The organism is Pseudomaricurvus alkylphenolicus, from assembly GCF_011683955.1.
Classification (GTDB): Bacteria; Pseudomonadota; Gammaproteobacteria; order Pseudomonadales; family Cellvibrionaceae; genus Pseudomaricurvus; species Pseudomaricurvus alkylphenolicus.
Genome location: NZ_JAAQPI010000002.1, coordinates 615,447 through 629,558 on the forward strand (window position 1 = coordinate 615,447; position 14,112 = coordinate 629,558).

The 14,112-nt window shown below is 52.9% G+C and carries 10 protein-coding genes; 5 read left to right on the plus strand and 5 right to left on the minus strand.

From position 1 onward, the window contains the following. Window positions 1-112 precede the first annotated feature (112 nt). Window positions 113-892, plus strand: coding sequence for a metal ABC transporter solute-binding protein, Zn/Mn family (locus HBA55_RS08050; RefSeq protein WP_166989206.1), 780 nt, complete (start codon window positions 113-115; stop codon window positions 890-892). 115 nt (window positions 893-1,007) lie between these two features. Here HBA55_RS08050 and HBA55_RS08055 read toward each other — a convergent pair whose 3' ends face one another. Together HBA55_RS08055 and HBA55_RS08060 are read right to left on the minus strand one after the other, a co-directional pair. Beyond that, entirely contained in the window at window positions 1,008-1,268 is a 261-nt protein-coding gene (locus HBA55_RS08055; RefSeq protein WP_166989208.1) for a hypothetical protein, read from the minus strand. A gap of 221 nt (window positions 1,269-1,489) precedes the next feature. Next, the gene (locus HBA55_RS08060) at window positions 1,490-1,729 is read right to left on the minus strand and encodes a hypothetical protein (protein WP_166989210.1); all 240 of its coding nucleotides are present in this window, start codon (window positions 1,727-1,729) and stop codon (window positions 1,490-1,492) included. Here HBA55_RS08060 and polA point away from each other — a divergent pair. Continuing rightward, the gene (gene polA, locus HBA55_RS08065) at window positions 1,728-4,484 is read left to right on the plus strand and encodes a DNA polymerase I (protein ID WP_166989212.1); all 2,757 of its coding nucleotides are present in this window, start codon (window positions 1,728-1,730) and stop codon (window positions 4,482-4,484) included. The genes HBA55_RS08060 and polA overlap by 2 nt on opposite strands. Before the next feature lie 420 nt (window positions 4,485-4,904). On the opposite strand, the gene HBA55_RS08070 is transcribed toward polA, so the two are convergent. Together HBA55_RS08070 and yihA are read right to left on the minus strand one after the other, a co-directional pair. Next, complete coding sequence (locus tag HBA55_RS08070) at window positions 4,905-7,466, minus strand: TonB-dependent receptor (protein ID WP_166989215.1); 2,562 nt, start codon at window positions 7,464-7,466, stop codon at window positions 4,905-4,907. 333 nt (window positions 7,467-7,799) lie between these two features. After that, the gene (yihA, locus tag HBA55_RS08075) at window positions 7,800-8,474 is read right to left on the minus strand and encodes a ribosome biogenesis GTP-binding protein YihA/YsxC (RefSeq protein ID WP_420821494.1); all 675 of its coding nucleotides are present in this window, start codon (window positions 8,472-8,474) and stop codon (window positions 7,800-7,802) included. 170 nt (window positions 8,475-8,644) lie between these two features. On the opposite strand from yihA, the gene HBA55_RS08080 reads away from it, so the two are divergent. From HBA55_RS08080 to HBA55_RS08090, 3 genes are all read left to right on the plus strand, one after another. After that, a complete protein-coding gene (locus HBA55_RS08080) occupies window positions 8,645-9,292 on the plus strand; it encodes a c-type cytochrome (protein WP_166989217.1) in 648 nt (215 codons plus the stop codon). A 207-nt stretch (window positions 9,293-9,499) separates the two neighbouring features. Next, window positions 9,500-10,138 carry a thiol:disulfide interchange protein DsbA/DsbL gene (locus tag HBA55_RS08085; RefSeq protein ID WP_166989219.1) on the plus strand — a complete coding sequence of 213 codons (639 nt, stop codon included), beginning with the start codon at window positions 9,500-9,502 and terminating at the stop codon, window positions 10,136-10,138. A gap of 194 nt (window positions 10,139-10,332) precedes the next feature. After that, entirely contained in the window at window positions 10,333-12,129 is a 1,797-nt protein-coding gene (locus HBA55_RS08090) for a sensor domain-containing diguanylate cyclase (RefSeq protein WP_166989221.1), read from the plus strand. A 10-nt stretch (window positions 12,130-12,139) separates the two neighbouring features. Here HBA55_RS08090 and HBA55_RS08095 read toward each other — a convergent pair whose 3' ends face one another. Then, on the minus strand, window positions 12,140-14,095 hold the full coding sequence (locus HBA55_RS08095) for a response regulator (protein ID WP_166989223.1): 1,956 nt from the start codon (window positions 14,093-14,095) through the stop codon (window positions 12,140-12,142). Window positions 14,096-14,112 lie beyond the last annotated feature (17 nt).

The window sequence follows — 14,112 nt, forward strand, 5'->3', positions numbered from 1 at the left end:
ACACTATCTTTTTGTCTGGTGTATCCCATTGTACGGTTTGAAAAGTCTTCTCCTTATATTGTTCCTGGTATCTGTTGCCATCCGGGTTCACGGAGGTTCAGAACCGGTTCGCGTGATTAGCAGTGTACAGCCATTGGCGCTGTTGTTGGATTTGGTGACTGAAGGGAAGGTAGAATCCCGTGTTCTATTGGGAGAAGGGCAAACTCCTCACGACTTTGCGTTTTCCGTATCTGACAGACGACAATTGGCACAGTCGGATTTGTTACTCTGGGTGGGGCCGAGTCTGGAGCCCTACTTGCAGGAGCTTGCGGTAAATACTCGTCAAGTTTCCATGGAAGGTGTATTGAGCTTGCCCGACCAGGGTCGCCACTCCTCAGATCACGCGCATGATAACCATCACGAACAGCACCTCTGGCTGAATGGCACTCATGCGATACCGGTGTTGTACGCAATTTCCTTACAGTTGTCAGAGTTGGATCCCCAGAATCGGGAATTCTACAGAACGAACGCCCAGCGGGAGGCAGAAGCTCTGCTACGACTGTTACCGCCGCCCAGCTCAGTAACCAGTATCGAAACATCCCGCCGTGCCTACGCAGTAGATCATCAGGCCTACGGTCACTTTCTGGAATACGTGGATCTGCCCGCACCTATTGTTCTTTCCCATTCTCCCGAGATTGCGCCGGGGGCACGCAGCCTTTGGCGTGCGGGCCAGCAGCTGGAAAACGGCGACTGTCTGCTGATTGTCAAAGGACACAAGCGTAAGTGGATGACCAGCTTCGCCAATCGTGAGCAGCTGCAGATGCGGGAGGTGGACCTGTTAGGCGTTGGTGTGACCAGTTACAAATTGCTACTGATCAATCTCTATGACGAGTTCAGGAGCTGTGCTTATTGAAAAGGGGCGATGGGCAAAAAGAACCCTGCACTGGTAATAGGGAGGAGAGAGTGAGAGCCCAGTGCAGGGAAGAGCGATGAATAATTAATTACAACGCCAAGAGGAGAGTTGACTGTTACTGCTGGCTAGAGGCTTCAAGCATACGGTTAAAGCGCTGTTCCAGCTTGGAAGCCAGCTTTTCGTTGGCGGCTTCCAGTGTTTCTTCCATCTTCTGAGCATTTTGCTCAGCAAGCATAATTTCTTTAGTTGCCCAGCTTGAGCTGGCGCCAGTCTCTGCAACGATGACAGCAACGTTGGAGTAGCTGGAACCAACCTTATTAGCCATAGCGCCGTTAGCGAACAGTGCAAGAGCGAGCAGAAAACCAAGTTTTTTCATGATGAGGTCCTCCGTTGAGGTGGTTGATTCCGATCACCAGGGCTTGGAACCTGCTGATCAGTTGTTTTGTTACTTTGTGTTACGCATGGTAACGGAATGGTGTCAGTGATGCCAGCACTTTTTTTGTGCAATGGCACATATTTCTTCCCGTTTGTGGGGCGAGCCTACACAAATTAACAGTGGTAACACTATATATAGTGGTTGGTAACGTATAAGTAACACTATGCGGGGTTGGTTAAGCGAATGTTAAAAAGTGTTACCGGCGGAATTCTCTGCAAATTCAATTGCATTTGTCCTTCAATTCTCGCTGTTAGAGAATAGCGGCACCCGGAATCGCCGTAGCCATTGAGATTCCAGCAACCATTTTTCCAGTAGCGACGTTTTCCAGTAACAATATCTCCTGGTGATAACGTTTCTGGTAACAACGCACCCAGTAATAAACGGACAACGGAACCCAGCATGTCTAAAGCCCCCCTGATCCTGGTGGATGGATCCTCTTATCTGTACCGCGCCTACCACGCCCTGCCACCCCTGACGAACTCGAAGGGCAACCCTACCGGAGCGGTCAAAGGGGTGATCAATATGCTTCGCCGAATGGATAAGGACTATCCCGGCAGTGTTGTCGCCGTGATATTCGATGCCAAGGGCAAAACCTTTCGCGACGACATCTATCCTGAATACAAAGCCAATCGTCCTCCCATGCCAGACGATTTAAGGGTCCAGATAGAGCCCATTCACAACATCATTCGTGCGATGGGAATGCCCCTGCTTATTATTGATGGTGTGGAAGCAGATGATGTTATCGGCACGCTGGCACGCCAGGCCACAGAGCAGGGGGTCGATGTGGTAGTGTCCACGGGCGACAAGGACATGGCGCAGTTGGTGAGTGAACACGTTACGCTGGTGAATACCATGACCGATACGGTGATGGATCTGGACGGGGTGGTGAACAAGTTTGGCATTCCGGCGGACCTCATCATCGATTTTCTGGCACTGATGGGGGATAAAGTGGACAACATTCCCGGAGTACCGGGCGTGGGTGAAAAAACCGCCTTGGCGCTTCTACAGAGCCTGGGCGGTTTGGATGCGATCTACGGAGATCTGGAGGCAATACGCGAGTTGGGCTTTCGCGGTGCCAAGAAAATGCCGGAAAAACTCTCCGAACACCGCGACTCCGCTTACTTGTCCTACGAATTGGCAACCATCAAGACCGACGTGGAACTGGAGGTAGGGCCCCGCGACCTGGCCATGACCGCCAGAAATGAAGATGGCCTGATGGCGCTGTTCCAGGAGATGGAGTTTAAAACCTGGATCAAGGAGCTGAGTGGTGCGGAGCCGGCGCAGGGTGGTCAGACAAGCACACAAGACACGGGTGACGGGGAGACGGTTGCTCCCCCGCAAGTCAGCGAAGTTCATTACGAAACGGTTCTCGACAAAACATCGTTTCTCAACTGGATAGAACGGTTAAAACAGGCCGATCTGTTTGCCTTCGACACAGAAACCACGAGTCTTGACTATATGGAAGCCCGGGTTGTGGGGGTGTCTTTTGCCATCGAGGCTGGAGAGGCTGCCTACGTTCCCTTTGGGCACGACTATCTGGATGCGCCGGAGCAGCTGCCCGAAGACTGGGTCTGGGAGCAGTTGCGTCCGCTATTGGAAAATCCAGGCATCAGAAAAGTGGGTCAAAACCTGAAATACGACAAGAGTGTGTTGGCGAACCATGACGTGGATCTGCAGGGAATTGCCTATGACACTATGCTGGAATCCTACGTGCTCAACTCTGCGGGAAGTCGTCATGACATGGACACCCTGGCGGAAAAGCACCTGGATCACCAGACGATTCATTTTGAGGATATTGCCGGTAAAGGGGCCAAGCAACTCACGTTCAATCAGATTCCTCTGGATCAGGCGGGTCCCTATGCCGCTGAAGACGCGGACATCACATTGAGATTGCATCAGACGCTATCACCCCAGCTGGCTCGAATTGCCTCTCTGCAACGCGTGTTTGACGAAATTGAATTGCCGCTACTCAGTGTATTGTCACGAATTGAGCGCAATGGAGCCTTGATCGACTCTAATATGCTGGGACAGCAAAGCCACGAAATCACCGAACGCCTGCAGGCCCTAGAGAAGCAGGCCTATGAACTGGCAGGTGAGGAGTTTAACCTGGGGTCTACCAAGCAGCTGGGGGCGATTCTGTTCGAAAAGCTTGAACTGCCGGTGATTAAAAAGACACCCAAGGGCGCGCCGTCCACTGCGGAGGAGGTGTTGCAGGAACTGGCCCTGGATTACGAATTGCCGGCATTGCTGATTGAGTACCGGGGGCTTTCCAAGCTCAAATCCACCTATACGGACAAGCTTCCGAAAATGGTGAAACCTGCTACTGGGCGCGTACACACGTCCTACCATCAGGCGGTTACGGCTACGGGGCGTCTGTCCTCGACAGATCCGAACCTGCAAAACATTCCCATACGTACCGAAGAGGGTCGTCGTATTCGTAAGGCCTTTGTAGCCCCGGCGGGTTACAAGGTCGTTGCTGCCGATTATTCCCAGATCGAGCTGCGTATCATGGCTCACCTCTCAGGTGATGAAAACCTGCAGCGCGCCTTTGCAGAGGGTATGGATGTCCACAGAGCCACCGCCGCCGAGGTGTTTGGTGTGAACCTGGATCAGGTCAGCGACGACCAAAGGCGCAGTGCCAAAGCCATTAATTTCGGGTTGATCTATGGTATGTCCGCCTTCGGGTTGGCAAAACAGCTGCACCTGGGGCGCCATGAGGCACAGCAATACATCGACCTGTATTTTCAACGCTACCCGGGCGTTCAGCGATATATGGAAACCACCCGCAGTGAAGCCGCCGAGAACGGCTATGTGGAAACCCTGAAAGGACGTCGTCTCTACCTGCCTGAAATCAATTCCCGCAACGGTATGCGGCGCCAGGCGGCAGAGCGCACGGCAATCAATGCGCCCATGCAGGGTACAGCGGCGGATATTATCAAACTCGCCATGCTGGATGTGGACGCCTGGCTGACAGAATCCGGCCTGGACGCCAGAATGATGATGCAGGTTCACGATGAACTGGTGCTGGAAGTTGCGGAAAAAGATCTGGATGCTGTCTGTCAGGGATTGAAGGACAAAATGGAAGCTGCCATGAGTCTGGATGTACCGCTGCTGGTGGAAGTGGGCATCGGAGAAAATTGGGAAGAAGCCCATTAGAGATTAAAGAGCAGTAAATGGGTCTATTCAGGACAAATTGCGGTATCCAAAGAGTCATCCCTGAACTTTGCAAGAAAGGCCCGGTCTCAGTAATCAAGATATTTCATGGTGTCTTGCTCTCCTTACTTAGAGGCCGCATGGCCGACCGCTTTCTCAATAAAAGCGCCCTGGTTATCCAGGGCTTTTTTTTGGCTTGAATTTGCAGTTAACCACTACTTTAGGTTTTGGTTTACTGAAACTGGATGAGATAGAGTGGTGGGGAACTGAAGATGAAATTGAGCGTCTAAAAATTGAACAGAACTGGTTCTAGATGGCGACGCTCAGGACACTGCGTCGCTGGCTTGCCGACAGCGTCCCCAAGGCTGTCGGTTTTGTGCCCGACGGTTTCCCCAAGGCCGCCGGGCACTTTTCGTTGGTCAACTAGAATTTCATTCGCCCGGTAACACCCCAAGTCATGGGTTCTTCCATAAAAGCGCTGAAACTGCCGGTTTGCAACGGTGTATCAAAACCGATATTAATCACCTCTTCATCCGTCAGATTCTTACCCCAGAGTTCAAGTGCCCAGGCGTCATCGGCACCCGCCAGGGTGATGTTGGCGTTGAAAATCCAATAGTCGTCGTTTTCGGTGTAGTCATCGTTGTCCTGTCCTGTTGTGTAATCCGAGCGGAAACGATAGCTGGTACCGATTCTCAGTTGCAGGTCGGAGTCGATATTGTGCAGGTAGGTAACGCTACCGGCGTAGGTGATATCGGACACAAAGTTGGGTGTCTCACCTGTAAGGTCTTGCGGAGGTACCATGCCCAAGGCACGGGCTGGCAACCCCGCAGCTTCCTGCTGAGCTGCTGTGGTAGAGCCGTCTTCAAATTCGCCGTACTCGATATCCTGTAACACCAGACCACCAGTTAACACCCAGTTTTCCGTCGGCGTCCAGGTATAGTCCAGCTCCAGTCCTTTGCCGTCAATTTCACCGGCATTCTTCAGGGTGAAGCCGACACCGTCAAAAGAGTTGGCCTGGAAGTCTTCAACCGTCTGGTAGAACACGGTTGCATTCAACTGCAGCGTCCGATCCAGCAAGTAGCTCTTAACGCCGATTTCGAAAGACTCGGTTTCCTCTGCATCAAAGCGGTTATTCGTCAGGTCCGCGACCGGGTTACCGGGGTCCTGACCAATACCGCCATTGAGGTTAAGACCGCCGGCCTTGTAGCCCTGGGCGTAACGGCCATAGACCGACAAGGTTTTCGACAATTCGTAGTTCAGGCTGGTGGCAAAAGACAGATTGTCGTCGTCATAGCTGTCGCTGGTGGCGCCAACGGGGGGGTGCAACTGGAGAGGACGCAGGGCGTAGAACAGCGCCGGGCTGATATCCAACAGATTGATCTGCGAGTAAGGGTCGGTGCTGGTAACTTCGTAGTCTGCCTCTTTTTCCTCCTCGGAATATCGAACGCCGAAGGTGAAACTGAGGGCGTCAGTCAGATGCCAGGTAGCCTGGCCGAAGGCCGCAACACTCTCGGCCTTATACTCAATGTCCTCGTGATAACCGGTGCCTGCAAGCCCCGCTGACGGGAACCAGTTGCCCGGATTGGCGGCACCACCGGGGCCGTTTGAATCCACACCCACCAGGCCGGTCAGGAGAATATCACCGACGGAGCCGGGAACTCCTGCCGCCGCCAGACCGGCAAGGCGGGCAATCCCCACCTGGGCCAGATAATTGGAGGCATCGGCTCCCCAGGCGAAATCGCCCCGGGCATCGATGGCCTGGTCGAAGTAGTAAAAGCCGACGGTCCAGTCCAATTTCTCCTGACTGTAGGACAGGCGCAGTTCAAAGGAGTTTTCCTCAATGTCCTGACCACGTCCGGCGTTCCATATGTCCGCAGAGGTTTGGTCCACATCATTGAAGGGCGCGGTTTCAAAAATGCGGTGAGCCGCTATCGCCGTCAGATCCATGGATTGGTTCAGGGATGTTTGAAATACCGCTGAAATACCGCCATCTATAAAACTGTCGTCCGCGCCGATACCAGGGGTTGCACTGACCTTGTAGCGACCGGGATCGGGGTATGTCGACAGTCCGCCACCATTAAAGGTAAATTCGGGTGCGGCATAGACTCCGGGAGTGCCGTCCTGCAGAGCGGCAAATATGCCAAAACTACTGAAGGCCGGATTAATGGCACCCAAGCCGGGGCCACCGATAAACAGGGTGGTGCCTGCGCTGCCGTAAAAGACTGGCGAGGCAATACAGCAAGACTCATCAGTTTCGGTGTAGTCCACGGAAATTTGCAGAGAGGTATCGTCATCAAAATCCCACAGCAACTGGGCGCGAACCGTACTGCGATCCTTGTTGTGATACTCGTCTCCGGTCACGTCATCTTCTACCAGACCGTCGCGCTCTTGCCAGGTCGCAGACAATCGGTACGCCAGGGTACCTTCGATTAATGGGCCGGTCACACTGGCCTTGAGTTGACGATATCCGATATCTCCGGCACTGAAACTCAGGTTGCCACCAAATTCATAAGATGGCTTGCGGGTGCGAACGCTGATAACCCCAGCAGAAGTGTTGCGGCCAAATAGTGTGCCCTGCGGACCTCGCAAGACTTCAACGCTTTCTATATCCACAAAATCGCTCAGGGCGGAGCCGGGGCGACCGCGGTATACACCGTCGATAAACACACCGACGGACTGTTCCAGACCGGAATTCTGCCCGGCGGTGCCGATGCCGCGGATGGTCATAATCGATTGAGTGGCGCCTGTTGAGCTGTTAAAAACCAGGCTGGGTGCAACCTGCTGCAGATCGCCAAGATTGCGGACTTGTGCCTGCACCAATAAATCTTCTCCATAGGAGGCCACAGACACGGGAACCTCCAGAATGGTTTGAGCCCGTTTTTGAGCATAAACCAGCATTTCTTCCGTTTCTGAGTCAGCGAAAGATGATTGACTGGCCAATGCAAGGGCAATCGCTGCTGTCAGGGACAGGGGCGAACAGCGCATACGTTTTCCTCTCTCAATGGGCGTTATTATTGTTGGAAAGGTCTTATCCTGTTGTTGTCAGTGTAGTCGGGATTTTGGCCACCGGGGGATCATATCTGGCCAAAGCACCTATTTAATTCTGATGTTCCCCTACTGGAAACCGTCAAAATTCTCACTGGCTTGGAAGCCAAAGACAGAATTTAGGGGTAAGTCCCTAAGTGTCATCCAGTGAAGGCAATGTCTCAGAATTTCACGGGAATACACTCGCGACCGACAAGTCGTAGAAATATCCAACGATTCAAAAAACATTATAGCGATTTGGAATAAGGCTTGTCGCCCTTGCAGACTCGTTGGTCACAATGTTTCTGATGAGAGATGCAACCAATGGTTGAGCGTTTTCTTCAGCTGATCCAGTCCCGTTTTTTTGAGGGCAGAGAACAGCTGGGCACTCACCAGATCATCGACCTGAGCTTCAGAGAGGTGTTTGCGAACGGCTAAAAGGGTAGCATTTGCGGGGCCTTTTTTGAGCTTGTCGGCTTTGGTCAACAGAATATGCACCGGCATTTCCGCCTCTATGGCCCAATTGAGCATCATAGTGTCAAATTCCTGCATTGGATGGCGACAGTCCATTAGAAGGACCATACCCTTAAGGCATCGACGTTCCTGCAGGTATTCCGAGAGATTGCGTTCCCACTCCTGTTTCATTTTAAGGGGGACCTTGGCGTATCCATATCCGGGCAGGTCAACCAGCCTCTGTTGCTCTGAAAGCTGGAAAAAATTGATGAGTTGGGTTCGTCCAGGCGTTTTACTGGTGCGTGCGAGCTTGTGGTTGGCCGTCAACGTATTAATGGCGCTGGATTTGCCGGCATTGGAGCGGCCGGCAAACGCCACTTCGGCACCCTCATCCGGCGGGCATTGGCGAATCGATGGAGCGCTTTGAGTAAATGCAGCTTTATTAAAGGCAATCTTGTGGACGCCAGATTTGGTTGTTTCTTCATCAACTTGGGGATCGTTGGAAGAGTAAATGATTCGGCTCAAAGCATAACCCTGCAAAAAGAGTGAGATTTCAGGCGGTTAGTATATAATGTCGCGGTTTTTGTCTGCCGCCAGCGGCGCTCATTGTATCGCGTTCGGCTATCGGGCCGGTAGTCGGTACACCAACAACAGTTTATTTGATGATTAATTTGACGGATTAGCCAATGAAAAACATCTTCAAACAGGCAGTGATGGCCGTAGGTTTGATCGCCGCTGCTCAAGGAGCCGTGGCTGCGGGTGATGCGGCAGCGGGTGAAGCCAAGGTTGCGGTATGTGCGGCCTGCCACGGAGCTGACGGCAATAGCCCTGCCCCCAACTTCCCTAAATTGGCTGGTCTGGGTGAGAAGTATTTGATCAAGCAGCTGCAAGACATCAAGTCCGGTAGCCGGAAAATAGTCGAGATGACAGGTCTGCTGGACAATATGAGCGATCAGGATCTGGCGGATATGGCGGCGTTCTTTGATCAGAAGCCCCTGCAGCTTTCCGGTGCCAAGGAGTTGAAGGTACGCGTAAACTCCGGCATTGAAGTTGACGGCCTGGAGCTCGGTCAGAAAGTCTTCCGCGCGGGTAATCCAAGTGTAGGTATGCCTGCCTGTACGGGCTGTCACTCTCCCCGTGGCCTGGGCAACTCTCCAGCAGGTTACCCTCGTCTCAGTGGCCAGCATGCAGACTATATTGAGAAGCAGCTGCGCGACTTCCGCGCCGGTAACCGGGTCAATGACGGCGATTCAAAAATCATGCGCCAGGTGGCCCAGCATATGAGCGACGCCGAAATCAAGGCAGTAGCGAACTATATCGCTGGTTTGAACTAAACCGGGTGATAAGAAAAAAGCGGCGTAAGCCGCTTTTTTTGTGCCTGCCGGACTCTTCAGGGCGCCGATTCAGTTTCGGTTCATGACGTCTGTGGAGAATCATTTCAGGTGACTGGAAATTGAAGTTCCTCGGGAACCTCAATAATATGCGCTGTCATATGTCAGACGTAAGTCGATCACTATCAATCGCATCTATGGAGCTCTGTTATGCGTGTACTGGCGGCAATTTTTGCCCTGATGTTTTCCCTGATGGCCTGTGCAGAAGGCCCGGCCTCCAATTCCGGCTTCCAGGAAGGTAAGCACTACGTTGTGCTCGATAACCCGGTTCGCACCCGCAACCCCAACAAAATCGAGGTCACCGAAGTGTTCTGGTACGGTTGTGGACACTGTTTCCGCTTTGAACCCATGGTTCATCAATGGCAGAAACAACAGGGCACGGATGTGGATTTTCAACAGTCTCCGGCCATGTGGAACAACGACATGGAGATTCATGCCCGGGCTTTCTATACCGCCAAGGCATTAGGTGTTCTGGACAAGGTTCACCAGCCTCTGTTTAATGCGCTTAATCTCGAACGCAAAAAGCTGTCAAACATCGATGCTCTAGCAGATTTCTTTGCAGCTCAGGGTGTGGATCGCAGCAAGTTTGTTAAAGCATTCAATTCCTTCGGTGTGACCAGCCAGGTCAAACAGGCTGATGCCAGGGCCCGCAGCTACAAGATAACCGGCACACCGGAAATGGTCGTCAACGGTCAATACCGTATTAGCGCCCGAATGGCGGGCGGTCAGCAGCAAATGCTGAAGGTTGCCGATTACCTGATTGCTAAAATCCGTGCAGAGAAGAGCTGATTTCTGAAATTTGGCCACCACTCTCCCGTCTGTGGTGGCCCCCTCCTCCTCTAATTACCCCTCGCGCCCCTCGCGCACAGTTACCCTCACGCTTTCACTCAAGAGTCAATTGCGGCAAGCTTTCCAGATCATCGTGCCGACCTGGCCGACTATAATGATCATTTGCAATGACCACTCTGGCATAGGGAAGCCGTATGACGAGTACTACCGATTGGCGAGAGAAGTACCTGGATGCTCTGGACGAGCATGAGCGACAGCAAAAACACCATCAACAACAGCATGAATTGATGCGACGTATGCTCGTGCGGGTAAGCCTGGCGGCAGAAGGACAGGACCCGGAGCTTGATTCAGGTCTAAGAGGGCTCAGAGGCCACCTGAAGAAGGGTGATAGCGCAGGATTGGAGCGGGTGGTCGAAGGGCTTGAGGCAATTGTCCTCAGGTTTGAAAAGGATAGGGAGCAGCGTGCCGGTCGAACTCTGGAGGAGCTTGGCGAACTGGCCAAGGGACTTCTGCCCTATGCCGGCCAGGCGGCAGCCGAGGTAAAGAGTTTCTCCAAGCGGTTAAAGCATGCAGCCGATTCCGATCTTCCCCTGCTGTTATCTCAGTTTGCCGAGTTGCAGCAAAAGGCTTTTAGTGAATCTGGCGTGGAACCCGCCCAGGGCTTCATTGGCCGCTTGCTAGGACGGGGCAGTCGTGAACAAACCAGGGATGATGATAAAGAAGCGAGTGCCCCGAAATCAGCTGATAAAGGTAGTGAAACACCAACTCGCGAAAATACCGAAACCACTGAACATGTTTCGAAAGAGCCCGATCATACCGAGCAAGCCCCGGAACAAACTTCCCAAGTAGCAGAGACGCAGCCCCTGGAAGGACAGCTCCAGACCCGCGAGGAAGTGGATGAAGAGGCTCAAAAAGAGGCAGTGTTCCAGCGGCCTGTCCATGAGCCGGCTTTTTCCCGTATTTCGGACAAAGTATTTCACGTATTGACGGACCTGCTGGATCGGGTTGAGCCGGTCGATTGCACCGAACAAAAAGCACTGGACGCCCGTGAACGTCTCGAACGGGGTCTGAACTGGTACGAACTGGTTCCAACCTTGGAGGATATTCGGGATCTGGTGCTACAGGCTTATCTACTCGCCGACGAAGAGTACCGGGAACATCTAAAGCATTTGCACGGAGTGTTGGAATCCATACTTTCGGGACTGGGCGGCACCATCGACCAGCAACAGCAAAACCAGCAGTTGGAGCGGCAATTTGAGCAGACGCTACAGCATCAACTTGGTTCCTTAGGGCAGTCCGTGGCGGTGGCAACAGAGGTTAATCAGCTCAAACAAGACATCAATACTCACTTGCAGGCCATCAATGACGCTCTTAAAAAGAAACAGCAAGCCCAGGGTGACGACGATCTGGTGGCGCAATTAAAGCAGCTCTCGCAACAGTTAACCACAGCTCAGCAACAAGCTGCCAGCGCCAGAGAAGAGCTTGAAGCTGCCCGGCAAAAGGCGGTTACCGACGCACTCACAGGCCTACCCAATCGAGAAGCCTACAACCAGAGGATGCACCTCGAATGGAGTCGATGGCAACGTTATGGAAATGCTCTCACAGTGGTTGTGACGGATATTGACCACTTTAAACGCATCAATGATACCTATGGGCACCAGGCGGGTGACAGAGTGCTGCAGGTGCTGAGCAAAGCCATCTCCCAACGCCTGCGTGAAGTGGACTTTATGGCCAGATATGGAGGCGAAGAGTTTGTGATTTTGTTACCTGAAACTGAGCCGCAGGACGGCTTTGCTCTCATGGACAAAATTCGGTCGGTAATTGCTGAAACACCATTTCGGTTCAAGCAGGATCCGGTCAAGGTCACCTTGTCCATGGGAATAGTGACGCTCAAGGAGGGCGATACTGCCGAAAAGGCGTTCGCCCGGGCTGACAAGCTGCTGTATCGCGCCAAGGAAGAGGGAAGAAACCGCTGTATTCTGGAAGAGTGAATATGCCCGATCAATCTTCCAGGGTTTTGAACCAATGCTGCAGGGTATCACGCAGCATGGGTATTTTGATGGGTTTCGTCAGATAATCGTCCATGCCGGCTGCCAGGCAGCGTTCGCGCTCACCCCGCATGGCGTGTGCAGTCAGGGCAATAATTGGCAGATGGCGTTCCAGGCCCTGAAGTTGGCGAATATTAATGGTTGCTTCGTAGCCATCCATATCCGGCATCTGGCAATCCATCAGGATTAACCCATATTCTTTGTGCTTGACGGCATCGACGGCGTCCAACCCATTGGACACAATATCGACTTGGTAGCCGAGGTTATCGAGAATCTTCGCCGCCACCTTCTGATTAACAATATTATCTTCCGCCAAAAGGATTGGGAGGTGTGGTTGCTTGGCAGGCTGACTATCGTAGTTGCTTACCGGGTGCAAAATATCGTGGATGGTGTGGTACCACTCATTGAATTGAGGGGGCCACTCCAGAGTTGCATCGTATCCACTTTCTGTTTCTCCATCCCATTCAATCGGGCTGATCATAAAACAGGGACATTCGTTGAGTTTGCCGATGCTCCGCAGCTCCGGTAACAGCGGGGTAAAGGACTGCTCAGGGTTGCGTATTATGATGAAATCGGGAGTGGTATGGCCACTGACCAATGAACTCAGGTTCGAGGCGAAAGGTTCACTCAGCGGAAGAATTTCGGTGTGACAGCCAAAACTCAGCATAGCCTGCTCTACGTGTACCTCTGCTTCGGGCTGTTCACTGAGTATCAGGCAATTCTTGTCTTCCAGCCCGTGCCAGCCTGGTGTAACGGGCTCTTCTACCGGTGCAATACCAAAGGGCAGATTCAGTACAACGTGAGTGCCCTGGCCTGGTCGGCTCTCCAGCTCTATGTGCCCGCCCATATGATCCACAAGCTGATAACACACTGCCAGCCCAAGGCCTGTGCCACCGTAGCGTCGCTGAGTGGAGTCGTCCGCCTGGGAAAAGGAGCCGAGCAGCGTTTCCAGGCGGCTGGCATCGAATCCAATGCCGGTGTCCTCAACCTCGAACTGAATTCGTTGGTGCAGGTCGTCCTTTGCAGGTTCGGTGCAGGGAAGCACCCTCAGAGTAATGCCGCCCTGATTGGTAAATTTCATGGCGTTGTGCAACAGATGGTGCAGAATCTGCTGTACGCGACCACTGTCCCCGCGGTAATTGCGATCCAGATCCTGGCTCAATACGATATCCATCGCCAGGCGTTTTTGGCGGCAATTATCTTTTACTGAGCGTGTTGCATGGTCCAGGCAGTCGCGCAGATTGAAAAGGTCGTCCGCCACATGAATATCGCCCGATTCGATCTTGGAGTAATCCAGGATCTCGTCGATCATATTTAAGAGATTGTCACTCACCAGTTCAATGGTGCTGACATACTCCTGCTGTTCTTTGTCCAGCTTGCCGCTTTTCAGCAGGTGGGCCATACCTGTGATGCCATTGATGGGGGTGCGAACTTCATGGCTGATATTGGTAAGGAAGGTACTTTTTGCACGCATTCCCGCCTCCGCCATCTGTCTGGCTTCATCCAGATCGCGATTGAGTTGCAGCAGCAGGTCTCGCTCCCGTTTCTGGCGCAAAGCGGCGCGAATACGGGCAGCGATAATAGGGTAATAGTAGGGTTTGGTAACATAGTCCTGGGCACCGAGATCCAGAGCCCGGACAATGCTCTCGTGATCGTCCAGCGCGGAAACCACGATAATAGGGATTTCCCGGCGCAGGGGGTTTTCCTGCAGTCGACGGCAAACCTCAAAGCCATCCATTTCCGGCATCATCAGGTCCAGCAGGATTAGATCAGGCTGCTGCTGCTGGATATCCAATAGAGCCTGGTGGCCCGATAGAGCGGTGGCCACCTCATAGCCATCATCCAACAAATCAAAGCTCAGCGCCTTGATGTTGTCTTCCATGTCGTCGACTACGAGTATCCGCTTCATGGTTGGTTAGTTCCCAA